We start from the raw sequence: 26,337 nt of genomic DNA, 5'->3' as shown, positions 1-26,337 counted from the left end.
CAATCTATGAAAAACAAGGGCGGCAGCGGCAGAAAAAAGGGGAATATTTGGAAAATGTCGGATTTTAATACACATAATATACAAAAACGGGAATGTATTCTATGAAATTATTGACAATAATAGATATATGATGTAAACTGAAAAAGAATTGAAAAACCTCTCGGGGAGAGGCTTTTGTTCATTGTCAACCGAAAAAAAGAACAAGAAGAAAGGGAGATTCACTATGAAGAAGTTACTTTCTCTGTTGCTGGCTTCCACTCTGACAGTTTCCATGCTGGCAGGCTGCGGCGGTGGCGGCGACACCACAACTGATGACACAGCAAGCGGCGATCAGAAGGTTTACAATGTCTGCAACCTGGTTAATGGTAACCTGGGCGACAAATCCTTCTTCGACTCTGCGGAAGCTGGTCTGGCAGAACTACAGGAAGCTGGCAGAATCACTTACACAACCATTGAAATGGGTGGTTCCACAGAAGACGAAGCAAAATGGGAAGGCTATCTGGATGAAGTATCCGCTTCCGGCGAATACGATCTGATCGTTATCGGTACTTATCAGATGTCCGAATACCTGAAAAATGTGTCTGAAAAATATCCCGATCAGAAATACCTGATCTATGATGACACAACTTACACACTGCCCAACGTAGTAAATCTGAGCTATGCACAGAACGACCTGGGCTACATGATCGGTGCTTTCGCAGCAGCGATGACAACAGATACCAGCGTTGACAAAATCAACGAAGATGCAGTAATCGGTTTCGTTGGCGGCGTAGACAGCCCTGTAATCAACGACTTCCTGTATGGCTACATCCTGGGCGCACAGTCTGTAAATCCTGATATCAAGGTTGACACAAGATACATTGGCAACTACATTGACCCCGCGAAGGGCAAAGAATTGGCTGAATCCATGATCAACGACAACAACTGTGACATTATCTGGGGCGTAGCAGGCAACGCAGGTAACGGTGCAGCTGAAGCGTGTCTGGAAACAGGCAAGGCTTACTTCATCGGTGTTGACTCCGACCAGGAAGCAACATTCTCTGCTGAAATGGCAGCGATCACATTGACATCCGGTCTGAAAAACATCGGCGACTCTCTGGTATGGTTCTTTGACCAGTGGGATGCAGGCGAAGAAATGTTTGGCCAGCAGATCCTGATCGGCAGCAACGAAGGCGGCGTTGGCATGGTTACAGATAAAAACTATGCGACAATCGTTCCCGACGGCGTAAAAGAATCTGTTGACGCAGCAATCGCAGCTGTATCCAATGGTGATGTTGATGTTCCCAGTGCGATCGGCGATGAAACAAACGCTGTTGCTGAACTGAGAGAATCCGTAAGACCTTAATTTGACAGAAAACGGTTCTTCGGCGTAATAAAAGGGGGCTGAATTCAGCCCCCTTTTATGTTTTTTTCTGCGGATTGAAAAAATTTTTCGATGGAAGTCCTAAAACATCCATATTTTAAGGGAACAAAAAATTTTTTGAAGTTGCAGATAACAAATGAAAAAAGAAGGAGGGGACCTGATCATGGCAGACAATGAATATGTTGTGCAGATGAAAGGAATTACAAAAGTTTATCCAAACGGCATTGCCGCCAATCAGGGTGTGGATTTTAACGTAAAAAAAGGCGAGATTCATGCGCTGATGGGTGAGAACGGTGCCGGAAAGTCCACATTGATGAAGATGCTGTTCGGCTTGGAACAGCCGACAGAAGGGAAGATCATTGTAAACGGAGAGGAAGTTTCTCTGACATCTCCTACTGTGGCTATCTCCAAGGGGATCGGTATGGTACATCAGCACTTTATGCTGGTGCCGAGCCTGACTGTGGCGGAAAATATCGTTCTGGGGATGGAGCCCAAAAAGAACAGCCTGTTTATGGACTACAAAAAAGCGGTGGAAATTACAGAGGAATATGCCAAAAAGTATAATCTTCATGTAGATCCTGATGCGAAGGTAAGAGACATCCCTGTTGGGATGAAGCAGAAGGTGGAAATCCTGAAGGCACTGGTACGTGGCGCGAAAATCCTGATTCTGGACGAGCCTACGGCGGTACTGACGACCCAGGAGACAGAAGAGCTGTTCAAAGAGCTGGTTCATCTGAAGGAACAGGGCTATACCATGGTATTTATTTCCCATAAGCTCCATGAGATCAAACAGATCACAGACCGTCTGACCATTATGCGAAGCGGGAAATCCATGGGCGTATATAACACAGCGGATATTTCCAAAGAGGATATTTCCCGTCTGATGGTAGGCCGTGACGTTATTCTGACAGTAGAAAAGGATCAGGCACAGCCCACAGATGTGGTACTGCGTGTGCGTGATCTGGAATACACCAATGAATGGAAAAAGAAAATGCTCAACGGTATGTCCTTTGACGTAAGAAAAGGTGAGATTCTGGGGATTGCCGGTGTAGAAGGCAATGGCCAGAGAGAGCTGGTAGACATGCTCTTTAATCTGAATACACCGGACAGCGGTGTAGCCACAGTCAACGGCCATAATATTCTGGGTGAACCTCAGAGAAAAATCCGTGATCTGGGCGTTTCCCTGATCCCGGAGGACCGTATGACATTTGGTATGGCAGGTGCGGCCAGCATTGAGGAAAATCTCATCAGTGACCGCTGTGCGCAGAAACGCTATAATAATGGGCCTTTGTTCAATATGAAAAATATTCACGAGGACAGCGATAAGCTCATTGAGGAATACAAGGTGCTTTGCAAGAACAGAACGCAGAAGGTAGGCATGCTTTCCGGCGGTAATATCCAGAAGGTTGTCGTTGCCAGAGAGTTTTCCGCGGAACCTGTTCTGATTATTGCTGACCAGCCTACCCGAGGGATCGACGTCGGCGCTACGGAATTTATCCGCAAGAAGCTGGTAGAGCTGAGCAGGGAAGGCGCGGCGGTGCTGCTTGTTTCTGCCGACCTGAATGAGGTTATGGAATTATCTGATAGTTTGATTATTATGTACAATGGTCAGATTGCGGCTTACTTTGAGGATACCAAGGATCTGACAGACACCATTATGGGTGAATATATGCTGGGTCTGAAACAGCAGAGCCCGGAAGAAGTAAGGAGGGTGCAGCATGGGGAATAAAAAAATGATGAGATTCGAGATCCTGCGTGGCTGTGCCGCAATTTTGATTGCCATCGCAGTAGCGTTTATTTTCATCCTGATTTGTGCGGATGATCCCATGAACGCGTTGTATTGTCTTTTGGTGCGGCCTGTATTCAATAATGGCGCATTGAATATATCGTCTATTTATATGATTCTGGCGCGTATGACGCCTATCATCTTCACCGGTTTGGCGGTTTGCGTTATGTTCTCCGCTAACCAGTTCAACCTTGCCGGGGAAGGTACCGTTATGGCCGGCGGCTTTGTGGCCGGTTTGGTTGGTATTTATGTTCCCATGGCGGCTGGTCTGCATCCTGTGGTTTGTATCCTGGCCGGTTCCATCGTGGGCGGCGCGCTGATGCTGATTCCCGCATGGGCAAAGGTAAAGCTGAATGCCAGCGAAATGGTTTGCTCCCTGATGCTGAACTACGTCATCCTGTATGTGGTTATGCATTTTCTCAGCAACGTGTTCGCGGACCGTTCTCAGGGCTCCGTACAGACCTACCCTTATCTGGAAACCGCGCGGGTAAGCAAACTGATTCCCGGCACAGAGCTGACATGGGGCTTCCTGGCGGCTATTGCAGTGACGGTTCTGGTTGCTTTCTTCATGTTCCGTACCCGTTGGGGCTATGCGGTTCGTATGATCGGGATCAATGAATCCTTCTCCAAATATTCCGGTATGAAGGTTGGCGCCATTATCGTGGCATCTCAGGTTATCGGCGGTGTGCTCAGTGGTATGGGCGGTGCCATCGAGGCTCTGGGCAGATATAACGCCTTCCTATGGAAAGATCTGCCGGGCTACGGTTGGACAGGTATGACCGTTGCGATCCTGGCAAAGAATAACCCGATTGCCATTCCTTTTGCGGCCCTGTTTATTTCTTATTTGAACAGAGGCTGTGAATTGATGTCCATTTACGCAGGCGTGCCCGCGGAAATGATTGATATTATCCAGGCGGTTATCTTCCTGTTCTTCGCGGCAGAACACTTCATGGCGAAGACAAGACAGAAAATGGTTGTAAAAGAAGCCAAGGAAGAATTGGCTGAAAAATCCAAACCCGCAGCGGAAGGAGGTAATGCGTAATGTTAGAACAGATTTTAAGCATGGTATTTACCACTAGCTTCGGTTATTCTATTATTCGTATCACTTCCCCCATTCTGTTTGCGGCACTGGCTGCCGTTGTTGCGGAAAAAGCCGGTGTTACCAATATCGGTTTGGAAGGTATTATGATGATTTCTGCCCTCTTTGGCGTACTGTTCGCTTACTGGACCAGCTACTGGTGGGTAGGCGTAATCGGCGCCATGGCGGTAGGTGTCATTTTGGCACTGATTATAGGTATTTTTGCGCTGAAACTGAAAACGGATATTATTCTGGCCGGGATTGCCATCAACCTAGTGGGCTCAGGCGGTACGATCTTCCTGCTGTACCTGTTTACAGGTCTGAAAGGGAATACAGCCAGCCTGACCAGCCCCAGTATGCTGACACCCAAGATCAATATTCCGATTCTGGAAAGCATTCCCGTAATCGGACCCATTTTCTCCGGTCATTCCATTTTGACTTATCTGGCATTCCTGCTGGTATTTCTGGTATGGGTGCTGCTGTATAAAACAGCGCTGGGTCTGCAGATCCGTGCCGTGGGTGAAAACTCCCACGCGGCGGACAGCGTCGGCGTCAGTGTATTGAAGATTCAGTATATTGCCCTGGGTATTTCCGGTGCGCTTTCCGGTCTGGGCGGCGCGTATATGTCCATGTACTATTCCCAGAGCTGGAATACCGGTATCGTAGCGGGCCGTGGCTTTATCGCTCTGGCGGCACAGGCCATGGGCCAAGGGGAACCGTTGGGCTCCATGTTTGCCTCCCTGCTCTTTGGTTTTGCCAGTGCGCTGGGCAACAAAATGGAAGGTATGCAGGGCTTCTCCTCCTTCCTGGTATCGGCTGTGCCCTACGCGGTAACCATTATCGGTCTGGTGCTGTATGCCAGCACGCAGGTTCGTCGTGTTAAAAAAGCACGGTTTGTGGAAAAAGAGAAGAAAGAACCTGAACGGTCCTAATAAAGATACAGATTACTGAAATAAAGTTGGTTCAGCTGTTCAGCTGGACCAACTTTTCTGAATAGAGAAAAGGAAGGTGGAAGAGGATGAGAAAGATCCCTGTGATTCTGGATGGAGATCCGGGACATGATGACGCCATTGCGTGGGTGCTGGCAAAAGGCAGCCAGCAGATGAATATTTTAGGGGTAACATCTGTCTGCGGGAATCAGACCATTGAAAAGACAACGTATAATGCCAGACGAATCTGCACACTGATCGGTCTGGATGTTCCTATGGCAATGGGGCGTCTGCGGCCTTTGATCTCCGCGCCTATTATTGCGCCTACGGTCCATGGGGAATCCGGTTTGGACGGCCCTGCATTGCCGGAGCCTGCTTATCCGCTGCTGGAGATGGACGCGGTAAGTCTGATGGCAAAGCTGCTGGAGGAAAGCGAGGAACCGGTGACACTGATTCCTACGGGGCCTCTGACCAATGTGGCGGCGCTGCTGCTGGCGTATCCCGAATTGAAGGCGAAGATCGCCCGTATTTCCCTGATGGGCGGCGGCGTACAGTACGGTAACTGGACCCCCGCGGCGGAATTTAATATTCTGGTAGATCCGGAAGCGGCAGACGTGGTATTTTCCTCCGGCATCCCTATCATTATGGCGGGGCTGGATGTAACAGAAAAGGCAATGATCTTCCCCGAGGACTTTGAACGGATTCGGGCACTGGGAAATCCTGTGGCTGTCATTGTGGCAGAATGGCTGGAATTCTTCTATCAGTTCCATCGGGGGCTGGGCTATGAAGGCGCGCCGGTTCATGACGCTGTTGCTGTTGCTGCGCTGTTGAAGCCGGAGATTATGGAATCTCAGGATTTGTATGTACAGGTAGAAACGGCAGGAGAATTCTGTAAAGGTGCTACCGTAGCGGATTTTAACGGTGTACTGGGCAAGGCGCCCAATGCGAAAGTATTGATGGGCATTGACCGCCAGGCATTTGTGGATCTGCTGGTAGAAGCCATTGAAACCTATGGGGAGGGAAAAGCATGAAACGGATTCCTGTAATTATTGACTGTGATCCCGGTGTGGACGATACCGCGGCACTGCTGCTGGCTTATCAGATGCCGGAACTGGATATCCGCGCCGTAACGACGGTAGCGGGAAATGTTGGTGTGGACAAAACCACCAACAACGCCAAAAAAGTGAGAAATGTACTGGGAGCGGACTTCCCGATTTTCCGTGGAGCGGAAAAACCCATGTTCCGCCCGCTGGTAACGGCTTCTGAGTTCCATGGCGCCGATGGCTTTGGCGGTGTGGAAATGCCTGTGCCGGAGGTGGATATTTCCGAGGAAAAGGCATGGGACGCCATTTATCGTATTGCCAAAGAATGTAATGGAGAGTTGGTATTGATCGCCGTAGGCCCTATGACCAATGTAGGTATCGCTCTGGCGAAATACAAAGAACTGCCGAAGCTTTTGAAAAAAATTGTCATTATGGGCGGAGCGGCCATTGGTGGGAATGTGACGCCGGCGGCGGAATTCAATATTTATGTAGACCCGGAAGCGGCGGATATGATGTTCTGCTGTGGTGTGCCGGTACATATGTGCGGTCTGGATGTCACCATGCAGGCTTATGCCACCAGAGAAGAACTGGCTCATATTGGCGATCTGGGCACACCTCAGGCGAAGCTGTTTTGTGATGTGCTTCAAAATGGTCTGGAGAAGTACCTTAGCTGGGGAAAAAAGGGTGTTGCGCTCCATGATCCGGCGGCAGTACTGTACACGGTGTATCCGGAGCTTTTCACAGCGGAAGAAGCCGGTGTGCGGGTAGAGACCAAAGGCCCTCTGACACTGGGGAAAACAGTAACAGACCTGTATAGTGACAAGCAGTTTGACGATCATAATGCCTTTGTAGTGACTGGCGTGGATCGTGAGAAATTCCTGGATAAGGTCTATACCCTGATGGAAAAATACGGAAAGACAGAAGAATAAAAAACGGTAAAGCCGGTATTCCCTGTATGGGGATGCCGGTTTTTTCTTTTGTCCGCAGAAGGATTTTTCTTTTGGGCATGGAATTGGTTAGATAAGATGATTTTTCCTGAACTTTGCTGAAATGAGAAAGGAAAAAGATACCGGATTTGTAGGAGCATTTTTCATAATTCCGAAGACAAGGGACTGTCTCTTTTAACGGTTCAATGTAGGATGTTGGTGTATGTTTTGTACAAAAGTATGCAAAAAAAATTGTAGGGAATGTAGAAGTAAAGAAATTTTGCTTTTTCAAATTGACTTTGGGAGAAAAAAGATATATGATTTAAACATCCTACATAGTACGTAATATGTATAGCGAAAAAGTTATGGTGATACCACAAGAGGGGATGAGGCAATGAAAAAGAAATGGATATCAGCTCTGCTGGCGGTTATCCTGGCCATTGGCAGTCTCAGCGGCTGCGGCAATACCCAGGAGGAAGCCCAGGAAGAAGGGAAATACCAGAAGGTAGAGCTGGCGATGGCAGTCAATGGGACAGATATTCAGATCGATACATTGGTAGCCAAAAAGTTTGCGGAATTGGTTTATGAAGCGTCAGATGGTTATGTGGAGATCGTGGTTTTTCCCAATGACCAGTTGGCTGGCGGCAATGCCACAAAGGGTATTGAAATGATCGCCGATGGTTCTGTGGATTTAGCGGCCTATGCCAGCAGTGTAATGTCCGTATTGGACGAACGGCTTCTGGTCGGTACGATTCCATGGTCCTACAACAATTACGAGGAGGCCAAGGAGGCCATTGACAACGGCGGCGGAGATTACTACGCAAAATTACTGGCGGAGCATGATATCACATATCTGGGTTCCTTCCACAATGGATTCCGGCAGCTGACCAACAGCAAGCATGCGGTAGAAACACCGGAGGACGTAAAAGGGTTGAAGATTCGTGTTCCTGGCGGTGAGGTTTATATGGGTGTATTCAATGCCTTTGGCGCCGATCCCATTTCCATGAGCTGGAGCGAAGTATTTACAGCCATCCAGCAGGGAACCATTGATGGTCAGGAAAATGGCGTCAGCATTACGGATTCCTCTAAAATGTACGAAGTGCAGGACTATATGACCATTTGGAACTATACCTATGAAAACGATCTGTTTGTGGCCAACAGCACCATCTGGAACGAATATCTGGAGCCGGAAACGAGAGAACTGCTGCAGGAGAAGGCATTGGAAGCCTGTGAATGGGGCAGGGATTATCTGGAGGAAGAAGAAGAAAAAATCATCCAGAAATTTGTAGAGCATGATATCGAGGTCACACGGCTGACAGAAGAACAGCTGGAGCCTTTTAAAGAAACAGTAGCGCAGCTGCGCAGCTATCTGATGGAGAAATATGGTCAGGAAGCCTGCGAAGCCTTCCGTATCCCGTCAAACTAAGGAAAGGAGCGAAGCAATACCATGAAAAAGTTTTTGCGGAACATTGAGGAAATTTTATCCGCCGTATGTCTGTCCGTTATGGTTATCATTGCCTTTGTGAATGTTATCGGACGATATGTGCTGGGAGCGTCCTTATCCTTTACAGATGAGGCGACGACATACCTGTTTGTATTGTTAAGTTTGCTGGGAGCGGCTATCGCGGCAAAACGGGGCGCGCATCTGAGCCTGACCATTATCCTAGATGTTGTCAATCCCGGTGTGGAAAAGGTACTCAAGAGCATTGGGCTGATTCTGGCGGTTGTATTCAGCGGTTCAATTTTCTACTACGGTATCTTTATGACCATGCGGCAGTTTGCCAGAGGTCAGATTACAGCGGGGATGCAATGGCCGGAATGGATTTTTGGTTCCTTTGTACCTATTGGAGCTTTCTTCCTGACCATCCGCTTTTTGCAGGCCCTGCTTCGTGAGATCAAAGCGCCAGCAGGGAGAGAAGAAAAAGAGGAGGTTGTGTAACGTATGGTAGCTGCTTGTTTGTTTATTACCTTTGCCGTATTACTGCTCATCGGTACCCCCATTGCCATCTGCCTGGGTATCTCCAGTATGGTTGCCATGATTGTACAGGGCGCCGGCAGACCCATTGAAGTAGTGCTGGGTACGCTGCCCCAGCTGGTATCGGCATCCACCAGCAAGTTCGTTCTTCTGGCGATCCCGTTCTTTATTCTGGGCGGAAATATTATGGAAAAGGCAGGGATTTCTCAGAAACTCATTACACTGGCACAGGCCTGTGTAGGCCATCTGCGGGGCGGCGTTGCTATGGTATGTGTCATTGTAGCCTGCTTTTTCGCGGCGATCTCCGGCTCTGGTCCCGCGACGGTAGCGGCATTGGGATTGATTTTGATTCCCGCCATGGTTAAGGTAGGCTATTCCCCCGCATTTTCCGCGGCGCTCATGGGCGCGGCAGGGGCCATTGGGGTTATCATTCCTCCGTCCATTACCTTTGTTGTATACGGTTCCATTTCGGATACCTCCATTGGTACTTTGTTTATCGCCGGTGTATTGCCGGGGCTTTTGATGGGGCTGGCACTGGTGCTGGTATCCCTGTGGGTAGGCAGAAAGTCTGATCTGGAGATCCTGCCTAAAGCCAGCGGAGCGCAGCGCTGGGCGGCATTTAAAGATGCCTTCTGGGGCCTGATGATGCCGGTTATCATTCTGGGGGGCATTTACGGCGGTGTATTCACTCCCACAGAAGCGGCGGCAGTTTCCGCTGTATACGGTCTTTTGGTAGGAGCCTTTATCTATAAGACCATCAAGTGGAAGGAACTCTATCAGATTCTGGTGGATTCCGCGTCCACAACGGCTACGGTTATGCTGATTACGGCGGCGGCCAGCATCTTTGCTTATATCCTGACACGTTCCCGCATCGACGTAGCCATCAATGAGGCGCTTATCAGCGCTACGGGAGGAAATACCATTATTTTCTTCCTGATTGTGAACATTATCCTGCTTTTGGCCGGCTGTTTCCTGGATTCCACATCGGCGCTGTATATCTTTGTACCGCTGTTTGTACCTGTGGCAAAAGTTCTTGGCATAGATCTGGTGCATCTGGGGGTAGTTATGATCGTAAATCTGGCCATTGGACTGGTAACACCGCCCGTAGGCGTTAATCTGTATGTGGCCTGCGGCATCGCGAAATGCAACTTAAAACAAATATCGGTGGCGGTTCTGCCATTGATTGTGGCGGCGCTGATCGTACTGTTGCTGGTAACCTATATCCCGGCCATTTCCCTGGTATTTGTTTAAGCATAGAAAAAATAACTCCAAATCATACATAAAAATAAGAGGTGGAATATGATGAAAAACGTAAGTGTAAACGAACTGAAGAACATTGCCACAGATTTGCGGAAAAAAGCGGTCACAATGATCTATGAGGCACAGTCCGGACATCCCGGCGGATCTCTGTCAGCGGCGGATTTTGTAGCGGCCTGCTATTTCAGAGAAATGAATATTGACCCTAAAAATCCCAAATGGGAAGACAGAGACCGTTTTGTGCTTTCCAAAGGCCATGTTTGCCCGATCCAGTACGCGGCACTGGGTACACTGGGTTATTTCCCGGAAAAAGAACTGCATACCCTCAGAAAAGAAGGCTCTATTTTGCAGGGACACCCCGATATGAAAAAATGCCCCGGCATTGATATTTCTACCGGTTCTCTGGGGCAGGGGCTGGCCTGTGCCGTAGGTATGGCCCTTTGTGCCAAAATGGACGGCAAAGACTACCGTGCTTTTGTTGTGGTAGGTGACGGCGAAGCCCAGGAAGGCGAGATCTGGGAGGCGGCGCAGACAGCCAATAAGTATCATCTGGATAACCTGATTGTATTTGTGGATGACAACAATCTGCAGTTGGACGGCACCTGTGACGAGGTTATGCCCAATATTCATCTGGGCAAAAAATTCGAAGCCTTCGGTTTTGAAAGCTATGAAATCGACGGAAACGATATGCAGCAGATTGTGGATACACTGGATCGAATCAGAGAATCCAAAAACGGAAAGCCCAAATGCATTTTTGGTCACACCGTAAAAGGCAAAGGCGTTTCCTATATGGAAAATGCCTGCGGCTGGCATGGTGTGGCGCCCAATGATGAGGAATACGCACAGGCAATGAAGGAACTGGATGCGCAGATGATCTGAAATCTGCCGATGGAAAGGAGAATAAAGCATGAGCGAAATGAAAAAGGCCACCAGAGAAGGCTTCGGAGAAGAGATTGTGGCTCTGGGCAAACAGAATAAAGATATTTGTGTGATTGATATTGATATCGGCAAATCCTGCAAAACAGGAGAATTTGTAAAACAGCTGCCTAAACAGCATATCAATGTGGGTATCGCGGAGCAGAACGGCGCAGGTGTGGCAGCGGGTATGGCTACCTGCGGCAAGATTCCTTTTGTAGTAACATATGCCGTATTCGGTTCTCTAAGAATGTGTGAAATGATCCGTCAGGAGATCTGCTATCCCAATTTGAATGTAAAGATTGCCTGCTCCCACGGCGGCGTAACACCGGCCAACGACGGTGCCAGCCACCAGAGCATCGAGGATATGGGCGTACTGCGTACCATCCCCAATATGACGGTTATCATGCCTGCGGACTATGTTGCGGCCAAGAAGCTGACAGCGGCGGCAGCGGAAATGTACGGCCCCTGCTATCTGCGTTTTACCAGAGACGCGATCCCTGTGATCTATGATGAAACGGCGGAATTTGTCATCGGGAAAGCGAATGTGCTGAAGGAGGGCAAGGATGTTGCCATTATTGCCAACGGGGATACAGTGGTTCTGGCGCTGAAAGCGGCGGAAGAACTGGCAAAGGAAGGCATCCAGGCAAGAGTGGTGGATATGCATACCATCAAACCGCTGGATGTGGAAGAAGTAAACTACTGTGTGGATCATATCGGAAAGATCATCACCGTAGAGGATCATAATATCCTCAATGGTCTGGGCAGTGCGGTTTGCGAGGTCGCAGCGGAAAAAGGGAAGGGCATTGTAAAACGTATTGGCATCCAGGACCAGTTTGGTCAGTCCGCGCCCTATGAAAGACTGTTGGCCATCAATGGCATTACCGTGGAAAATATCGTTAAGACAGCAAAAGAACTGTATTCTTTATAAGCATAAACATCATATGTTTAACAAAGTATGTATGATAGAATTTATATAGAAAAAAGGAGGAAATCATTATGTTGGATTTTAATGGACAGGTCATCATCGTTACAGGCAGCGGCTCTCCCAAGGGTATTGGCAAAACCATCGCCAAAACCTTTGCGGCCCAGGGCGGTACTGTTGTCATTGCCGACATGAATACAGAGGGTGTAGCAAATACCGTAAAGGAGATCGAAGCAGAAGGCGGCAAAGCGTTTGGCATTGAACTGAATGTTACAGACAAAGCTTCTGTTGACAATATGGTAAAAACCATCATGGATAAATTCGGACGTATCGATGTACTCATCAACAATGCCGGTATTTCCCAGAAGGTAACCGTAGAAGATATGACACTGGAGGATATGAAACGGATCTTTGAAGTAAACATGTTTGGTCTGTTCCTGTGTACACAGGCCTGCATGAAGCCTATGAGAGCGGCAAAATACGGCAGAATCGTCAATCTGTCCTCTGTATCCGGCAAAAGAGGCGGCGGTGTATTCGGCGGCGCGCACTACTCCGCGTCCAAGGCGGCTGTACTTGGCTTTTCCAAAAACCTGGCCAGAGAGATCTCCGCTGACGGCGTGACCATCAACTGTGTCTGCCCCGGTCTGATCAACACAGAAATCTGGAAATCTCTGCCCAAAGCAGATGCCGATAAAGTCATTGACGGCATCCCTATGGGACGTCCTGGCGAGACACAGGAAGTTGCCAATGCCATTGTATTCCTGGCATCCAAAGAAGCAAGCTATATCACAGGGGAAGAGATCGACATTAACGGCGGCTCTCATATGGACTAAACAGTGGAGATTCCAGCGGGCAGTCTTGCGGCTATGCGGGCTGCCTGCGGAACATTTCATGGAGGGATAGTATGAAAACCATTGGAATATTGACCAGCGGCGGAGATGCGCCGGGAATGAACGCGGCCATCCGCTCCGCTGTACGAACTGCCTGCCACAGCGCCATGGAGGTCATCGGCATCCATCGGGGGTATCAGGGGCTGCTTCATGGGGATACGGTTCCTCTGGACAGCAACGCGGTCTCCTGTATCGTCAAAGATGGCGGCACGGTGCTTTATACAGCAAGATGTCAGGAAATGTTCACGCAGGAAGGAATTCAAAAGGCAGTGGAAAATGCGCGCGGAATGGGCCTGGATGGGCTGGTGGTTATCGGCGGAGATGGCTCCTTTGCCGCGGCGGAAAAGCTATGCGCCGCGGGACTGCCTACGGTGGGCATTCCCGGCACTATCGACAATGATATCAAGTGCACGGACTATACCATTGGCTTTGACACTGCCTGTAATGTGGCAGTGGAGGCCATCGACCGTCTGCGGGATACGGCCCGCAGTCATGAAAAATGCAGTATTATCGAGGTCATGGGCAGAAATGCCGGATTTCTGGCACTGGATGTAGGTCTGGCCGTGGGGGCGGCCGATGTGCTGGTGCCGGAAGCGGCCTTTGATGTGGAACATGATGTCTGTCAGAATATTCTGGAGCGGAAAAGACAGGGGAAAACCCACCACATCATCGTGGTTTCGGAGGGCTGTAAGATCGACCTGCAAAAAATGGCGGAGATCATCGTGGAAAAAACCGGAGTGGATTCCCGCATCACCATACTGGGCCATATCCAGCGCGGCGGTACGCCGACTATGCTGGATCGGGTCTATGCGGCAAAAATGGGAAATTACGCCGTAGAACTTCTTCGCAAAGGCATCGCAAACCGTGTGGTTGCCATCCAGCGGGATCAGGTGGTGGATTTTGATATCAGGGAAGCTCTGGCAATGAAAAAAAATATTGACTTTGGTCTGCTGGAGATTTGCCGGAATATCTCTAATTAAGACAAATGCTTTATTTTCTGTACAACTTTGTGCCAGAAGGTTGAGAATACAAGGGATTTCATATATAATAGGTGTGGTTAATAAGTATTCTGAAATTTGTATCATAAAGTGAACGAAAGAAAATAAAGGCAGGTAGATTGCATATGGCAACAAAGTCAAAAGAGATCGGCTTGAAGCCGATCCAGAAGGAATCTGTGGTACAGCAGGTCATAGACCGGCTGACAGAAGCGATGCTGACCGGCGCGTTAAAGCCGGGGGACAAAATCCCGACAGAGCTGGAAATGTCTGAGAGCTTTGGGGTAGGACGCAACTCTATCCGGGAGGCCATTAAAATACTGGTATATTTAGGTGTTTTAGAGATCCGCAGAGCGGACGGTACCTTCGTCAGAAGCGGTTTTACGGACTCTATGATTGATCCTATGATCTATGGCATTATCTTAAATGAGGATGATTCCTATACAGAATTGAAGGAATTCCGGGAGTTTATGGAACAGAGCATCATCCGTTCCGCCTTGAAGAAACGGACACAGGAGGATGTGGAGAAGCTTTATGAAAAATATTGTGTGCTGGAGGAGGCCATTCAGGCGGAACCTATGGATATCCTGAAGGTATTTGAGGCGGACAATGATTTTCATGATACGATCTCAGAAATGATCCATAACTCTCTGATGTTCAAGATCAATTCTGTGGTACGAACACTGACTTACAGCCTGCGTCTGCGTACAGTGACCCATGTGTTGGAAAATCAGCTGAAAGAAGATCTGCTGCGGGTGCATAAGGATATTTATGAGGTGATTCAGAATCAAGCGTACGATCGTATTGATGAAGTCATCCATAACAGTTATTTGTACGATAAATTGACCTACGAAGATCATTGAAAGAAGGAACAGTCAACAAAGCGCCCTTGCTTGCCGGAATGGCTTTGTCCATGAAATCATGGGGAGAAAACAGCCATGGGGATTTTTCAAAGGAAGGCCTGTTCCTGGCTGCTGTGCCGAAATCTTTTCCAAAAGGGAAAGGATCAGCGCTGGGAATGAAGGAAGAAGATCCTCGGGCATTAAAAAAAGAGAGGTGTTTTTGCAATGGCTTTGGTTACGACAAAGAATATGTTTGAAAAGGCGTTTCAGGGCGGTTACGCCATTGGCGCCTTCAATATCAATAACATGGAGATCATACAGGGAATTGTGGAAGCTGCCAGAAGGCAGAATTCCGCGGTGATCTTACAGGTCTCCAAAGGCGCGCTGAAATATGCCCATCCGAAATATTTGCGGGCTATGGTAGAGGCGGCTGTGGCGGAAACGGGACTGGATATTGCGCTGCATCTGGATCATGGCCCGGATTTTGAAACTTGCCGCGATTGTATCGACTATGGATTTACTTCCGTTATGTTTGACGGTTCTCATTATGATTATGAGGAGAATGTGGCAAAAACAAAGGAAATTGTGGACTATGCCCACGCCAGAGGCGTTGTAGTAGAGGCGGAGCTGGGAAAACTGGCGGGGATTGAGGATGATGTGAAGGTAGACGAGAAAAACGCGTCCTTTACAGATCCCGATCAGGCAGTGGATTTTGTAAAACGTACCGGTGTGGACTCTCTGGCCGTTGCCATTGGTACCAGCCATGGGGCCTATAAATTCAAGGGAGAGGCAAAGCTGGATTTCGAGCGTCTGGAAGAAATTACAAGGAAGCTGGAAGAAGCGGGTATCCACAACTTTCCTATCGTTCTTCATGGTGCGTCCTCAGTAGACCAGAAGAGCGTAGAAATGTGCAACGCCTATGGCGGAAAGATCAACGGCGCCAAGGGCATTCCGGCGGAAATGCTGCGTAAGGCGGCTTCCATGGCAGTCTGCAAGATCAATATGGACACGGATCTGCGTCTGGCTATGACGGCGGCAGTGCGGAAAGCGCTGGCAGAGGACCCGGCAGGCATTGACCCCAGAGGGTATCTGGGCAGCGGCCGTGACCTGATTACAGAATTGGTGGAAGGAAAGATCAAGGATGTGATTGGTTCCGCCGATTCCATGAAATAAGGTTTTGGAAGAACTTTTTTATGAAACTGCTTTAGACATGTTTCTGCCTCTTTGACCTCCATGGCTTTGCGGCCCCTTGAGGCGGAAAAGATATTTTATCATCATTAAAAGAAGGAACATTACCCTATGGGACAGGTAAGGTTCCTTCTTTTTTTGTTTATCAGCCGTTTTTCCTGACCTGTGACGCAAGAAAAGAAAAAAACAGCGCATACTACTGAGGAAAAGGAAAAGAGAGGTGATGTTTTGTGGAGGCCAATGAACACACAAAACAGGAATATGAGAAAATGGTGGAGGAGGTTTCCCCCAAAAGTCCTATTGTCAAGAACTGTATCCTGGCATTTTTGTCCGGCGGGGCGATCTGCACGCTGGGACAGGCCTTTCGCCATTGGTATCTGTCTATGGCTATGACCGAAGAAGAATGCGGGCTGATGGTATCGGTGACGCTGATCGGTATATCGGCGGTACTGACGGCTTTGGGGATTTACGGCAGGCTGGGGAAGCACTGCGGCGCCGGAACAGAGGTCCCTATTACAGGCTTTGCCAATTCCGTAGTGTCTCCCGCCATTGAATTTAAAAAAGAGGGGCTGGTGCTGGGCATGGCCGCAAAAATGTTTCTGATTGCCGGGCCGGTCATCGTCTATGGCACGCTGACCTCGGTGATAGTGGGACTGATTTATTTTTTGTTGGGCAGGTGAGGATATGGGAAAACGATTGGGCCCGCAGACGGTGCGGTTGGAGAAAGAGATCCATGTGGTAGGCGCCGCCGGTGTGGCAGGAAAGATGGAAGGGGAAGGCCCCTTGGGGGAATATTTCGATCGGGTTGTAATAGACGCAATGTTTGGAGAGGACAGCTGGGAAAAGGCGGAAAGCCATTTTGTCCGGGAAGCCATGGAACGGGCGGTGGAAAAGTCAGGGCATACCATGGGGGATATGAATTATATTCTCTGCGGTGATCTATTGAATCAATGCATAGGAACCACATTTGGCATTAAGGATTTTTCTATCCCCTGTTTTGGCGTTTTTGGCGCCTGCTCTACCATGGGTGAAACCATGAGTCTGGGGGCAATGCTGCTGGACGGCGGTTTCGCGGAAACTGTGCTGGCAGGGGCCTCCAGCCATTTTTGCTCCGCGGAAAAGCAGTTCCGTTTTCCGCTGCCCCTTGGCATACAGCGTCCGCCGGTATCGGCGAGAACGGTAACCGGAGCGGGGGCGGTGGTTCTTTCCCGGCAGGGGGAAGGGCCGTTGATCCGTGAGATTACCACAGGAAAAATTGTGGATCTGGGCATCAAAGACGCCAATCATATGGGGGCGGCCATGGCACCGGCGGCGGCAGCCCTGATCGCTGCCCATCTGCGGGAGACCGGGCGGCAGGTAAAGGATTATGATGTGATTGCGACAGGAGACTTGGGGCATATTGGCCGTGAGCTGGCCATAAAACTGCTGAAACAGGAAGGATTTTTGGCGGATGAGCGATATACGGACTGCGGTATGTTGATTTTTGATCGAACCAGACAGGACGTACATGCCGGCGGCAGCGGCTGTGCCTGTTCCGCGCTGACCTTCGCTTCTTATTTTTATCCTAGGCTTTGTCGGGGAGAGATCCGGCGGATGCTTTTTGTACCGACGGGGGCTCTGCTGAGCACCACTTCGGTTCAGCAGGGACTTTCCATTCCCGGTATTGCCCATGGCATTGTTCTGGAAAGCGGAAGGGAGGAATAGGCGGTGGAATTTTTAAAGGCGTTTCTGGTAGGCGGCAGTATCTGTGTCATTGGACAAATTCTCATAGATAAAACAAAGCTGACTCCTGCCAGAATACTGGTGCTTTATGTCTGTGTGGGCTGCTTGCTGGGGGCAGTGGGGATTTACCCCAGACTGGTGGAGTTCGCGGGGGCCGGCGCGACGGTGCCGCTGACGGGATTTGGCGCGAATCTGGCAAAAGGCGTGATGGAGGAAATCGACAGTGCAGGGGCCTTCGGTATACTGACCGGTGGACTGAAATCAGCGGCCGGCGGGTTAGCGGCGGCAGTTCTGTTTGGCTTTGGCGCGGCACTGCTGGCTGAACCGCGGGAGAAATAAAAGGAGCTTAATTCTAAGGAAGAATTTTAAAGAAATTTTATACGTTTTTTTGTAGTCGTGTATTTCTTTTTGTGCTATAATGAGAATGTAAATTAAGTTTTACGCTTAACTCTACATGGAAGGAACGATGTGAAATGCACAAGGCAATCGGTTCAAGAAAGGACTTCACAAAATTGGATGAGGATTCACTGCTGGCAGAGTACAAAGCGTGCGTGGGGGATCTCCTCGGGCACGAAATGATCCAGAAGCTGGACGATCATATGCAGCATTGCGAAACCAGCCGTTTGCAGCACAGCATCAACGTGTCGTATTACAGCTTTTTGATCTGCTACCGCATGGGATGGGATTATCGTTCCGCAGCGAGAGCAGGTTTGCTGCATGACTTGTTCTTCTATGATTGGAGAACAAAAAAATGCATCCGTTCCAATCACGCAGCTTGGCATCCTCGGGTTGCTTATGACAACGCGAAAAAGATTACAGAATTAAATAAAGTGGAAAAAGACGCGATTTTGAAACATATGTGGCCCTGCACTATCGTGCCGCCGCGCTATATCGAATCCTATGTCATTACTTTCGTAGACAAACTGTCCGCAGTATTCGAAGTTGCGGAGAGAAAGTATGTGAAAGTAGCAAGACGTGCCGTTGCGCAGTCCTGATTGAACGAAACCGGGAAAAGATCTCATATCCTGATGGTATGAGGTCTTTTCTTTTTGTGCGGAAATTAAAAGTGATATATTTGTAACTTTTCGGTTGACATGGATGGTGGAATGTGATATATTTATCTTAAAGAGAGATAAATATATCACATAGAGGGGGAAAGAGTATGTTTCGTAAAAAATTTTTTCTAGGCTTTCTTGGATTCCTGGGCTGCTTTGCTTTTCGCTATATCGGTTCAGGGGATGTGCTGGATCTGGCCTATTTCGGATTTTTTGCCTTCTGCGGAAATTTCTTTCTGGGCAGGATACAGGGAGACCGTCAGGACGAACGGTATCAGGAGGATCAGAAGGAGGCGCTGGCCTGGATCGGCAGAATTTCCATTGCTGCGCTGTTCATCATCTGGTGCGCGGGCATTTTGTTCCGAAATATGGAACTGGTCTTTGTTCTGGTGGTGGCGGCTTATGCGCTGCTGTTAAATCTGTACAGCTGGAAGCTGTATGTATTGGAGGAAAAGTAATATGGCGGTATTTACCTGTAACCTGAAAAAATACCGCCAGGCAAAGGGATTGACCCAGGAACAGCTGGCGGAAAAGGTGGGCGTCCGACGGGAGACCATCATGCGGCTGGAGGCGGGAAAATACAATCCGTCCTTAAAATTGGCCATAGATATTTCCCGGGCAGTGGAAGCCCCCATAGAAGAGATTTTTATTTTTGACTGAAAAACGGCGGTACCTGACCTGTTGCAAAGGATGGGTACCACCGCTTTTTTAATGATGATTTTCGTTGACGAACCGGCGAAGCTCTTCCATGGAATGGATGCTGCTGCCGTTGTTGGAAAGAGAAATCTGTATCTCATCAGGAAGAGATTTATAGAAATGTTTCGCTCTTTCGTTGTTGAGCAGAAGATCTGCCAGATCTTCGTACTTTTGTCCGGACATATAACCGCCTCCTTTTTGTGATATTCTTAGTATGGCGGAAAAAGCCGGGTTTTATGCCTTTTATCTTGAGAATAGAACATCTTTTTGCTATACTGGTATACGGTGATTGATATGCTGAAAAAATATAAAACCATTCTGGCCCAGGCGGAAGCGGAGATTGTGGAGAAGAAATCCCGGTTTATCGCGACAGTCCGCCCGGTGAAAACGGAAGAAGAGGCCAGAGCCTTTATTGATGAGTTGAAGAAAAAATACTGGGATGCTACTCATAATGTCTTTGCCTACCAGTTGGGTGAGCGAAACGAGATCCAGCGGTTCAGTGATGACGGCGAACCTCAGGGCACAGCCGGGATGCCGGTGCTGAATGTGCTCAAGGGGGAGGATGTAAAGGATACGGCTATTGTTGTCACGAGATACTTCGGCGGTACGCTTCTGGGAACCGGCGGATTGGTGCGTGCCTATGGAAAAGCGGCAAAGGAAGGTCTTTTGGCGGCAGGCATTGCGGAGTTGGTGCTGTATCGACGCTACCATGTGACGGTGGATTATACGGATTCCGGCAAGGTGCAGTATGAGATCCTGCAGGATGGCCATGTGCTCTATGATACGGTCTATACGGATAAAGTGGAGTTTGTGGTGCTGGCAGAATCGGAAGCGGGAGATGCCTTTGAGAAAAAAATGCTGGATATCATGAAGGGCCGTGAGGTCTATGAAATGACCGATGAGGTGTTTGGTGTCTGGCAGGAGGGACAGCTGCGGCTGATGGAAGAATAAAAAGAAGAGAAGCGAAAATCCCAAAAAAATCAGATTTTCTTAAAAATATGGTTTTTCTTGTGTTTTTTTGAAAAACGGAAATGGTGTCTTTATCATAAAATAATATAAATCAAAACAGAATCGCTGAAATCTATTGTACTGTATTGGTTTCAGCGATATTTGTTTCCTGATAAAAAAGATTGGAATATGGTTTTATGAAAATAGCCCCGGTCTTTTCTGGAAAAAGCCAGGGCTTGAGAGGGACAAAATAAGGTAGAATAAAAGCAGCTTCCCCTTAAGAAAACAACGATTTTCTTATTCCCTGATTTTTTAAGGGGAGCGCAATGGCTGTCTTCATAAGAAAACAATTCAGATCAAAATTGGGTTGCCGGAATCCTCCTTATTACAAGGATTCCGGCGATATTTGTTTTTTTATGAAGATGCCTCTAATTCTGTGTGTTGATAGGAAATGATATTACTTTTTGTGAAGCAGAATTTTGCCGCCATGGGCACCGGTCAGCGCACCGTGTTCATAAACGATGGTGCCGTTGACAATGACAGATTCAATTCCCTGGCAAACCTGATTGGAATGAGTGTAATTGGGGGTATCTTCTAATGTGTCATAATCAAAGATTACCAGGTCAGCGTCATAACCTTCCGCCAAAGCACCTTTGTTTTCCAGCATGGCGCGGCTGGCAGGGAGAGAGGTCATTTTTCGAATGATTTCCTCCAGAGACATCAGATTCCGCTCTTTCTGAAAGTGACAGATGGCCCGGACGAAGGTGCCAAATGCGCGGGGATGCGCTTTTTCTTCCATGGCACGGCAGATGCCGTCAGTACCGACAACAGTATGAGGATAGGAAATGATCCGATCCAGATCCTCTTCAGACATGCAGTGGTAGATGGCTGTGCCTACACCGCCGTTTGCCGCTAACAGATTACAGAGGGCCTGGAAAGGGGTTACGCCAGTTTCTGCAGCGTAGTCGCTGAGGAATTTTCCTTCTGCTTCATGGGTAACGGGACAGGAGGAGATGAATATGCCTTCATATCCGCCGCAGTTGCGAACATAGTTATCAAAGGGCGTTGTGGGATCATTGATTTCCTGTTCCAGTTTTTTGCGTACTTCCGGGTCCTTTAGTTTTTCCGCCATTGCGGGGATGCCTTCGGTAAAGTACCAGGGTGGAATACAGGCATTTAAATGGGTCATGGAAGCGGTATAGGGGTATTGATCCAATGTAATACGGATACCGTCCTGAATGGCTTTATCGACCAATGCCAGGGTTTCTCTGGATAATCCCCAGTTTTGTTTGCCGCATACCTTGTGGTGTGAAATGCTGACACGAACACCGCTTCTGCGGCCAATTTCGATGGCCTCTTTTACGGAATTTACTACATCATAGGATTCATTGCGCATATGTGTAGCATACAGTCCGTCATATTCCGCAACCACTTTTGCCAGTTCTGCCAATTCGTCTGTTTCCGCATAAGCGCTGGGGGTGTAGATCAGGCCGGAGCTCATGCCCAATGCGCCGTGTTCCATGCACTCCCGCAAAAGATGCTTCATGGTTTCCAGTTCTTCGACAGTTGGTTTTCGGCAGGCATAACCCATTACAGCCAGCCGCAGAGAGCCGTGGCCTACCAAAAATTTAATATTTGCTGCTAAAGGGAGCTGTTTTGCATATTCCAGGTAGCGCTGAAATGTGATCCAGTTGGGCATATCATCAGGATAGGTGGCAGTTCCAACGGAGAGAAGCGTTTTATACAGCTCCAATTTTTCCGGTCTGACAGGAAACATCGAAGAGCCGCATTGTCCGGCAATCTCCGTGGTGATCCCCTGTGAAACTTTGCATAGTTTTGCAAAGTCCTGACCTAAGACCATATCTCCGTGAGAATGAAAATCAATAAATCCGGGACAAACAATTTTGCCATGGGCATTGATTACCTGGCGAGCAGATGCTTGCTCTGTGTGAAATGTGATTTTGCCGTCTGTTATACCGATGTCGGCCTGAAATGCCTTTTTTCCGGTACCGTCTATAAGGGTACCATTTTGAATGAGAATGTCTAACATAAGTAGCCGCCTCTTTTCTGTTTTATTGTATGAATAGATGTTTTATGAAAATACTGCTTAGATTTGGATATTACGCACCAAAAATATTTCCAACGAGGACGCCCACATAGTTGCCGATGATATAGCCATAAAGACCCACCAGGACGCCGGGAACGACCATCTTTTTCCAACCCATGCTGATGGACAGTGCAGCAGCGGTGGGAGGTCCGCCGATGGAGGCGATGATGCCGACCATCATTTCTTCCAGATCGAATTTGAAAATTTTGCCAATGGCAAAGACCAAAAGACACATTACTGCAAAAACGATGTAGAAAGCACAGATAATCAGACCGCCGTACTGGATGATCTGTACCAGGTTGGCGGAGCAGCCAATGGTGACAAACCACATAAGCAGCATGATGTTGCCCAGCTCATCAGAGCCTTTGACATTTCCCATAAATTTGGGAAAAGCAGTTGCGACGATGGTTGTCAACAGTGTCATAACCAAGTATACACTGCCAAAGAGCTGTTTTACGACAAAGCCCGCGTTGCTGTTGCTGATTATTCCAGAGATCAGCTGGCTGATGCTGACGATTACAAAGGTAATGGCCATTGCCTGAGCAATGTCTTTTAAAGAGATCCCTTTGCTTTTCCAATACATGGCGGCTTCTGTTGCTCCTTCTTTGTTGCCGCCTTCTGCCAATTCTCTTTCATATTCATCAATATGAGGATGTCGGAAGTTTGTACGGAAAAATTTTGTTCTGCAGAACTGACCAAAGAAAAATACAATCATAGCAACTGTGAAGTTCCCAACCAGGCCCAGTCCGTTAAGCATATCGGTAGGAACATCAAAAATCTGTGTAATAGCAACGGCGTTTACAGTGCCACCGACAGCAGCAGCACTATACATAGCAGCGAATTTAGCGATATTGTCCACATTTCTGAAGATAATGGGGATTAAGCAGGAAGCCAGGAACGCACTGACAGCGCAGATATTGAAAATTAAAAAGGTTGTTCCGCTGGACTTATAAATTTTTCGAATATCAGATTTGAATAACAGCAAAGGAATTGCCAAAAGTAGCAGGATATTCCCAATACTGTCATAAACAGGGGAGGAAAAGGGAATGACTTTTAAATTTGCTAAGATCATCCCGCCTGCGATACACATAACACAGCTGCTGACCCGCGCGCCCCATTTCCATTTTTGTTCAATGGTGATGGCCAGCGCAGTGACAGCCATAATTACCATCCATAAATATAAGGTATCTTCTGCCTGAATCCATGATGTCATAATAACACATCCCTTCTGTATGATATAGCTTTCTTCTGCGAACCAATTGGTTAAGATTATTATATAGGAGAGGAAATAAAACATGGTAATATCAAAATATGGCATTGGTTATAAAAAAGTGTTATAATATAATTATGGAGGTGGGGTTATGAAAATTGAGCAGATCCGGCAGGTATTAAGTATATATCAATCTGGTTCTATTAATAAAGCAGCGCATCATTTGTATCTTTCTCAGCCGAATATCAGCAATTCGCTGAAATCATTGGAACGGGAACTGCAGCAAAAAATATTTATCCGCAGCCATCATGGGATTGAATTGACAGAGTTTGGGAAGGTCTTTGTTCAGAATGCGCAAGGGCTTTTGAAATACGCCGATCAAATTGAAGCGGCGGCAAAAGATTTTTCCTCAGCCAAGGCTGCACTGTCATTTTCTGTTTCGGTATCATATCTTTTGTTTGCTCAAGTAATTTTTCGCCGCATGATGGAAAAATATGAAAACGCAACAGTAAATTTCAGATATAATCAAACATCTGTTTCTGAAATTGTAATGGATGTGCATGACCGTAATGTAGAATTGGGTTTGATTTCAATTCCGACTCTTGAAAAAAAATAAATGGCTTGCGAAATTAGAATTGGAAGATATGGTTTTTGAATCAATTTACAGCAGTAAACCGGCTGCGATGTTTTCTTTAGAGCATAACTCGAAAAATCCGGAAAAAGAGGTATGCCTAAAAGACCTGCACGAAAGATCCTTAACGATTATTGCGGAAAAATTACCGGTATTTGATATGGTGAATAAAAAAATGTGTGCTGCAATGGGGGCAAGATCGTTGATTGAGGTTAATGACAGGACAACAGCCCATGAGTTTATTCGGGGAAAAAACGCTTATGCCTGTGTCGTGAACTGTGCTCCGGCATATGAGAAGATCCCTTTTTTTTCCTATGCAAAAGTGGTTCCCATTGTCGATGCACCTTTTTTATTTGAGGTAGGTTGGGTTTATCGAAAGGATACTTACCATTCCGATCTGGCTGTGGAATTTATTAGAGAAGTTGAAGGGCTTTTTATGATATAGAAAAATAAGAGGGGATAGAGACTGATTTCTCTTCAGTTTTCCTTGTATTTTCGGAGAAAAAGTGATAAAATATTTGGGTGAAATTTTTAAGAGGAGGGTTCCTAATGTCAGGACATTCGAAATTTGCAAATATCAAACATAAAAAAGAAAAAAATGATGCGGCAAAAGGCAAAGTATTTACCATGCTGGGCAGAGAAATTCAGGTAGCGGTAAAAGCAGGAGGTCCTGACCCCGCCGTCAATGGGAAATTGAGAGATGTCATTGCAAAATGCAAATCTAATAATATGCCTAACGATACCATCGAAAGAAGTATCAAAAAAGCAGCTGGTAACGAGGAAGGCGTAGAATATGAACTGGTTACATACGAAGGCTATGGTCCCAGCGGTGTAGCTGTAATCGTAGAAGCGCTGACAGACAACAGAAACAGAGCGGCTGCCAATGTGAGAAATGCTTTTACAAAAGGCGGCGGCAATATGGGTACCAATGGCTGCGTATCTTTCATGTTCGACCAGAAGGGTCTGATTGTCATTGATAAAGAAGAAGTAGAAATGGACGAGGAAGAACTGATGATGGCAGCTCTGGATGCTGGCGCGGAGGATTTTGCGGCAGAAGAGGACAGCTACGAAATTACCACATCTCCCGATGATTTCTCTGCGGTAAGAGAAGCACTGGAAACAGCAGGTATTCCTATGGCAAGCGCTGAAGTGACAATGATCCCCCAGACATATACAGAATTGAAATCTGATGAGGATATTAAGAAAATGAATAAATTGCTGGATATGCTGGATGACGATGATGATGTACAGAATGTATATCATAACTGGGATGAGTGATCAAAATAGATGACATAGCCGAAAGATGAGTAAAATCAAGGCTTTCAGCGGTTTTTGAGGGTGATTTTCAAAGCCCCAAAAAATCCAATTTTATAGATGACATAGCGTTTTTGGAGTTAAAAAACGATTTTCGGGCAGTGAGATGAAAAAAATCTCACTGCCTTTTTTCATTTCTGAAAATCGACAAAAAAGTGGTTTGCAAAAATATAACCATTTTTTGAAAGAAATTTGAAGTTTGTGAAAAAGAGATAAAGTTTATTTTGAAAGAAACTGTATCTTTGTTGATACAGTTCGAAATATATTTTTTAAAAGAGAGGAGGAATTCAGATATAACAAAAAAATAAATTTATTTTGTAAAAACCAACTAAATTAAGTAACCTTCAAAAAATGAAAAGAGGAATGAGAATGAAGGAAAAAGAAATCAAAGTGCTAAAAGTAAAGCCGCATGAACATCCTGAAGTCTATATGCTGGACTATAGTCAATAAAAAAGACACGATTTTTGAATATATTTTCTGGGAACGGCTAGATTCCTTGCCGATCCCAGAATGTTGCTTCCATTTCATCTGGTGTCAGATAG

At 47.3% G+C, this 26,337-nt stretch carries 29 protein-coding genes; 26 read left to right on the top strand and 3 right to left on the bottom strand.

The features are described from left to right. The first annotated feature begins 223 nt into the window (after positions 1–223). From H9X84_RS06125 to H9X84_RS06020, 22 genes are all read left to right on the top strand, one after another. The gene (locus H9X84_RS06125; protein ID WP_205133431.1) at positions 224–1,345 is read left to right on the top strand and encodes a BMP family ABC transporter substrate-binding protein; all 1,122 of its coding nucleotides are present in this window, start codon (positions 224–226) and stop codon (positions 1,343–1,345) included. 181 nt (positions 1,346–1,526) lie between these two features. After that, a complete protein-coding gene (locus H9X84_RS06120; RefSeq protein ID WP_205133430.1) occupies positions 1,527–3,092 on the top strand; it encodes an ABC transporter ATP-binding protein in 1,566 nt (521 codons plus the stop codon). Further along, the gene (locus tag H9X84_RS06115) at positions 3,082–4,191 is read left to right on the top strand and encodes an ABC transporter permease (RefSeq protein WP_205133429.1); all 1,110 of its coding nucleotides are present in this window, start codon (positions 3,082–3,084) and stop codon (positions 4,189–4,191) included. The genes H9X84_RS06120 and H9X84_RS06115 overlap by 11 nt, the downstream gene beginning before the upstream one ends. Further along, complete coding sequence (locus tag H9X84_RS06110; RefSeq protein WP_205133428.1) at positions 4,191–5,159, top strand: ABC transporter permease; 969 nt, start codon at positions 4,191–4,193, stop codon at positions 5,157–5,159. The genes H9X84_RS06115 and H9X84_RS06110 overlap by 1 nt, the downstream gene beginning before the upstream one ends. Before the next feature lie 86 nt (positions 5,160–5,245). Then, the gene (locus H9X84_RS06105; RefSeq protein ID WP_205133427.1) at positions 5,246–6,187 is read left to right on the top strand and encodes a nucleoside hydrolase; all 942 of its coding nucleotides are present in this window, start codon (positions 5,246–5,248) and stop codon (positions 6,185–6,187) included. After that, positions 6,184–7,128, top strand: a complete 945-nt coding sequence (locus H9X84_RS06100) for a nucleoside hydrolase (RefSeq protein ID WP_205133426.1) — start codon at positions 6,184–6,186, stop codon at positions 7,126–7,128. Before H9X84_RS06105 ends, H9X84_RS06100 begins: the two co-directional genes overlap by 4 nt. Before the next feature lie 391 nt (positions 7,129–7,519). Next, entirely contained in the window at positions 7,520–8,551 is a 1,032-nt protein-coding gene (locus tag H9X84_RS06095; protein WP_205133425.1) for a DctP family TRAP transporter solute-binding subunit, read from the top strand. A 21-nt stretch (positions 8,552–8,572) separates the two neighbouring features. Then, positions 8,573–9,064 carry a TRAP transporter small permease gene (locus H9X84_RS06090; protein WP_205133424.1) on the top strand — a complete coding sequence of 164 codons (492 nt, stop codon included), beginning with the start codon at positions 8,573–8,575 and terminating at the stop codon, positions 9,062–9,064. Between the two features lie 3 nt (positions 9,065–9,067). Continuing rightward, positions 9,068–10,351: a TRAP transporter large permease gene (locus H9X84_RS06085; RefSeq protein WP_205133423.1), complete on the top strand. Its 1,284-nt coding sequence runs from the start codon at positions 9,068–9,070 to the stop codon at positions 10,349–10,351. A gap of 51 nt (positions 10,352–10,402) precedes the next feature. Next, the gene (locus H9X84_RS06080) at positions 10,403–11,236 is read left to right on the top strand and encodes a transketolase (RefSeq protein ID WP_205133571.1); all 834 of its coding nucleotides are present in this window, start codon (positions 10,403–10,405) and stop codon (positions 11,234–11,236) included. A 28-nt stretch (positions 11,237–11,264) separates the two neighbouring features. After that, complete coding sequence (locus tag H9X84_RS06075) at positions 11,265–12,203, top strand: transketolase family protein (RefSeq protein WP_205133422.1); 939 nt, start codon at positions 11,265–11,267, stop codon at positions 12,201–12,203. Positions 12,204–12,271: 68 nt separating this feature from the next. Further along, on the top strand, positions 12,272–13,030 hold the full coding sequence (locus H9X84_RS06070) for an SDR family NAD(P)-dependent oxidoreductase (RefSeq protein ID WP_205133421.1): 759 nt from the start codon (positions 12,272–12,274) through the stop codon (positions 13,028–13,030). 71 nt (positions 13,031–13,101) lie between these two features. After that, the gene (gene pfkA / locus H9X84_RS06065; protein WP_205133420.1) at positions 13,102–14,067 is read left to right on the top strand and encodes a 6-phosphofructokinase; all 966 of its coding nucleotides are present in this window, start codon (positions 13,102–13,104) and stop codon (positions 14,065–14,067) included. Between the two features lie 143 nt (positions 14,068–14,210). Next, positions 14,211–14,945, top strand: a complete 735-nt coding sequence (locus H9X84_RS06060; protein ID WP_205133419.1) for a FadR/GntR family transcriptional regulator — start codon at positions 14,211–14,213, stop codon at positions 14,943–14,945. Further along, positions 14,942–15,181: a hypothetical protein gene (locus H9X84_RS06055; protein WP_205133418.1), complete on the top strand. Its 240-nt coding sequence runs from the start codon at positions 14,942–14,944 to the stop codon at positions 15,179–15,181. Before H9X84_RS06060 ends, H9X84_RS06055 begins: the two co-directional genes overlap by 4 nt. Further along, positions 15,150–16,097 (top strand): class II fructose-1,6-bisphosphate aldolase, encoded by a 948-nt coding sequence (fba, locus tag H9X84_RS06050; RefSeq protein WP_205133417.1) that lies wholly within the window; start codon positions 15,150–15,152, stop codon positions 16,095–16,097. Before H9X84_RS06055 ends, fba begins: the two co-directional genes overlap by 32 nt. A gap of 245 nt (positions 16,098–16,342) precedes the next feature. Further along, the gene (gene spoVAC / locus H9X84_RS06045) at positions 16,343–16,792 is read left to right on the top strand and encodes a stage V sporulation protein AC (protein WP_330612277.1); all 450 of its coding nucleotides are present in this window, start codon (positions 16,343–16,345) and stop codon (positions 16,790–16,792) included. A gap of 4 nt (positions 16,793–16,796) precedes the next feature. Continuing rightward, the gene (gene spoVAD / locus H9X84_RS06040; RefSeq protein WP_205133416.1) at positions 16,797–17,816 is read left to right on the top strand and encodes a stage V sporulation protein AD; all 1,020 of its coding nucleotides are present in this window, start codon (positions 16,797–16,799) and stop codon (positions 17,814–17,816) included. A 3-nt stretch (positions 17,817–17,819) separates the two neighbouring features. Beyond that, positions 17,820–18,173, top strand: coding sequence for a stage V sporulation protein AE (gene spoVAE / locus H9X84_RS06035; protein ID WP_205133415.1), 354 nt, complete (start codon positions 17,820–17,822; stop codon positions 18,171–18,173). 173 nt (positions 18,174–18,346) lie between these two features. Then, positions 18,347–18,829 carry a hydrolase gene (locus H9X84_RS06030; RefSeq protein WP_205133414.1) on the top strand — a complete coding sequence of 161 codons (483 nt, stop codon included), beginning with the start codon at positions 18,347–18,349 and terminating at the stop codon, positions 18,827–18,829. A gap of 167 nt (positions 18,830–18,996) precedes the next feature. Continuing rightward, positions 18,997–19,347, top strand: a complete 351-nt coding sequence (locus H9X84_RS06025) for a DUF3796 domain-containing protein (protein ID WP_205133413.1) — start codon at positions 18,997–18,999, stop codon at positions 19,345–19,347. 1 nt (position 19,348) lies between these two features. Beyond that, the gene (locus tag H9X84_RS06020) at positions 19,349–19,549 is read left to right on the top strand and encodes a helix-turn-helix transcriptional regulator (RefSeq protein ID WP_205133412.1); all 201 of its coding nucleotides are present in this window, start codon (positions 19,349–19,351) and stop codon (positions 19,547–19,549) included. Between the two features lie 48 nt (positions 19,550–19,597). On the opposite strand, the gene H9X84_RS06015 is transcribed toward H9X84_RS06020, so the two are convergent. Then, entirely contained in the window at positions 19,598–19,768 is a 171-nt protein-coding gene (locus H9X84_RS06015) for a hypothetical protein (RefSeq protein WP_205133411.1), read from the bottom strand. A 111-nt stretch (positions 19,769–19,879) separates the two neighbouring features. Between H9X84_RS06015 and H9X84_RS06010 the strand changes: the two genes are divergently transcribed. Beyond that, positions 19,880–20,536 carry a YigZ family protein gene (locus H9X84_RS06010; protein ID WP_205133410.1) on the top strand — a complete coding sequence of 219 codons (657 nt, stop codon included), beginning with the start codon at positions 19,880–19,882 and terminating at the stop codon, positions 20,534–20,536. A gap of 454 nt (positions 20,537–20,990) precedes the next feature. On the opposite strand, the gene H9X84_RS06005 is transcribed toward H9X84_RS06010, so the two are convergent. Then, on the bottom strand, positions 20,991–22,583 hold the full coding sequence (locus H9X84_RS06005) for an N-acyl-D-amino-acid deacylase family protein (RefSeq protein WP_205133409.1): 1,593 nt from the start codon (positions 22,581–22,583) through the stop codon (positions 20,991–20,993). A 70-nt stretch (positions 22,584–22,653) separates the two neighbouring features. After that, on the bottom strand, positions 22,654–23,853 hold the full coding sequence (locus H9X84_RS06000) for a DUF819 domain-containing protein (protein WP_205133408.1): 1,200 nt from the start codon (positions 23,851–23,853) through the stop codon (positions 22,654–22,656). Positions 23,854–24,001: 148 nt separating this feature from the next. On the opposite strand from H9X84_RS06000, the gene H9X84_RS05995 reads away from it, so the two are divergent. The 3 genes from H9X84_RS05995 (at position 24,002) to H9X84_RS05985 (ending at position 25,759) form a co-directional block, all read left to right on the top strand. After that, positions 24,002–24,466 (top strand): LysR family transcriptional regulator, encoded by a 465-nt coding sequence (locus H9X84_RS05995; protein WP_205133407.1) that lies wholly within the window; start codon positions 24,002–24,004, stop codon positions 24,464–24,466. A 28-nt stretch (positions 24,467–24,494) separates the two neighbouring features. Next, the gene (locus H9X84_RS05990) at positions 24,495–24,926 is read left to right on the top strand and encodes a hypothetical protein (RefSeq protein WP_205133406.1); all 432 of its coding nucleotides are present in this window, start codon (positions 24,495–24,497) and stop codon (positions 24,924–24,926) included. Positions 24,927–25,030: 104 nt separating this feature from the next. Then, positions 25,031–25,759 (top strand): YebC/PmpR family DNA-binding transcriptional regulator, encoded by a 729-nt coding sequence (locus H9X84_RS05985; RefSeq protein WP_205133405.1) that lies wholly within the window; start codon positions 25,031–25,033, stop codon positions 25,757–25,759. The last annotated feature ends 578 nt before the right edge of the window (positions 25,760–26,337 follow it).

It is taken from the genome of Anaerotignum lactatifermentans, from assembly GCF_016902535.1.
GTDB lineage: Bacteria > Bacillota > Clostridia > Lachnospirales > Anaerotignaceae > Anaerotignum > Anaerotignum lactatifermentans_A.
This window is presented reverse-complemented; position numbering and strand designations above follow the sequence as displayed.

Excerpts from the sequence above, each read along its gene's own strand:
- H9X84_RS06125 (WP_205133431.1), top strand. The coding sequence starts at position 224 with ATGAAGAAGTTACTTTCTCTGTTGCTGGCTTCCACTCTGACAGTTTCC.
- H9X84_RS06120 (WP_205133430.1), top strand. The coding sequence starts at position 1,527 with ATGGCAGACAATGAATATGTTGTGCAGATGAAAGGAATTACAAAAGTT.
- H9X84_RS06115 (WP_205133429.1), top strand. The coding sequence starts at position 3,082 with ATGGGGAATAAAAAAATGATGAGATTCGAGATCCTGCGTGGCTGTGCC.
- H9X84_RS06110 (WP_205133428.1), top strand. The coding sequence starts at position 4,191 with ATGTTAGAACAGATTTTAAGCATGGTATTTACCACTAGCTTCGGTTAT.
- H9X84_RS06105 (WP_205133427.1), top strand. The coding sequence starts at position 5,246 with ATGAGAAAGATCCCTGTGATTCTGGATGGAGATCCGGGACATGATGAC.
- H9X84_RS06100 (WP_205133426.1), top strand. The coding sequence starts at position 6,184 with ATGAAACGGATTCCTGTAATTATTGACTGTGATCCCGGTGTGGACGAT.
- H9X84_RS06095 (WP_205133425.1), top strand. The coding sequence starts at position 7,520 with ATGAAAAAGAAATGGATATCAGCTCTGCTGGCGGTTATCCTGGCCATT.
- H9X84_RS06090 (WP_205133424.1), top strand. The coding sequence starts at position 8,573 with ATGAAAAAGTTTTTGCGGAACATTGAGGAAATTTTATCCGCCGTATGT.
- H9X84_RS06085 (WP_205133423.1), top strand. The coding sequence starts at position 9,068 with ATGGTAGCTGCTTGTTTGTTTATTACCTTTGCCGTATTACTGCTCATC.
- H9X84_RS06080 (WP_205133571.1), top strand. The coding sequence starts at position 10,403 with ATGAAAAACGTAAGTGTAAACGAACTGAAGAACATTGCCACAGATTTG.
- H9X84_RS06075 (WP_205133422.1), top strand. The coding sequence starts at position 11,265 with ATGAGCGAAATGAAAAAGGCCACCAGAGAAGGCTTCGGAGAAGAGATT.
- H9X84_RS06070 (WP_205133421.1), top strand. The coding sequence starts at position 12,272 with ATGTTGGATTTTAATGGACAGGTCATCATCGTTACAGGCAGCGGCTCT.
- pfkA (WP_205133420.1), top strand. The coding sequence starts at position 13,102 with ATGAAAACCATTGGAATATTGACCAGCGGCGGAGATGCGCCGGGAATG.
- H9X84_RS06060 (WP_205133419.1), top strand. The coding sequence starts at position 14,211 with ATGGCAACAAAGTCAAAAGAGATCGGCTTGAAGCCGATCCAGAAGGAA.
- fba (WP_205133417.1), top strand. The coding sequence starts at position 15,150 with ATGGCTTTGGTTACGACAAAGAATATGTTTGAAAAGGCGTTTCAGGGC.
- spoVAD (WP_205133416.1), top strand. The coding sequence starts at position 16,797 with ATGGGAAAACGATTGGGCCCGCAGACGGTGCGGTTGGAGAAAGAGATC.
- H9X84_RS06025 (WP_205133413.1), top strand. The coding sequence starts at position 18,997 with ATGTTTCGTAAAAAATTTTTTCTAGGCTTTCTTGGATTCCTGGGCTGC.
- H9X84_RS06020 (WP_205133412.1), top strand. The coding sequence starts at position 19,349 with ATGGCGGTATTTACCTGTAACCTGAAAAAATACCGCCAGGCAAAGGGA.
- H9X84_RS06015 (WP_205133411.1), bottom strand. The coding sequence starts at position 19,768 with ATGTCCGGACAAAAGTACGAAGATCTGGCAGATCTTCTGCTCAACAAC.
- H9X84_RS06010 (WP_205133410.1), top strand. The coding sequence starts at position 19,880 with ATGCTGAAAAAATATAAAACCATTCTGGCCCAGGCGGAAGCGGAGATT.
- H9X84_RS06005 (WP_205133409.1), bottom strand. The coding sequence starts at position 22,583 with ATGTTAGACATTCTCATTCAAAATGGTACCCTTATAGACGGTACCGGA.
- H9X84_RS06000 (WP_205133408.1), bottom strand. The coding sequence starts at position 23,853 with ATGACATCATGGATTCAGGCAGAAGATACCTTATATTTATGGATGGTA.
- H9X84_RS05995 (WP_205133407.1), top strand. The coding sequence starts at position 24,002 with ATGAAAATTGAGCAGATCCGGCAGGTATTAAGTATATATCAATCTGGT.
- H9X84_RS05990 (WP_205133406.1), top strand. The coding sequence starts at position 24,495 with ATGGTTTTTGAATCAATTTACAGCAGTAAACCGGCTGCGATGTTTTCT.
- H9X84_RS05985 (WP_205133405.1), top strand. The coding sequence starts at position 25,031 with ATGTCAGGACATTCGAAATTTGCAAATATCAAACATAAAAAAGAAAAA.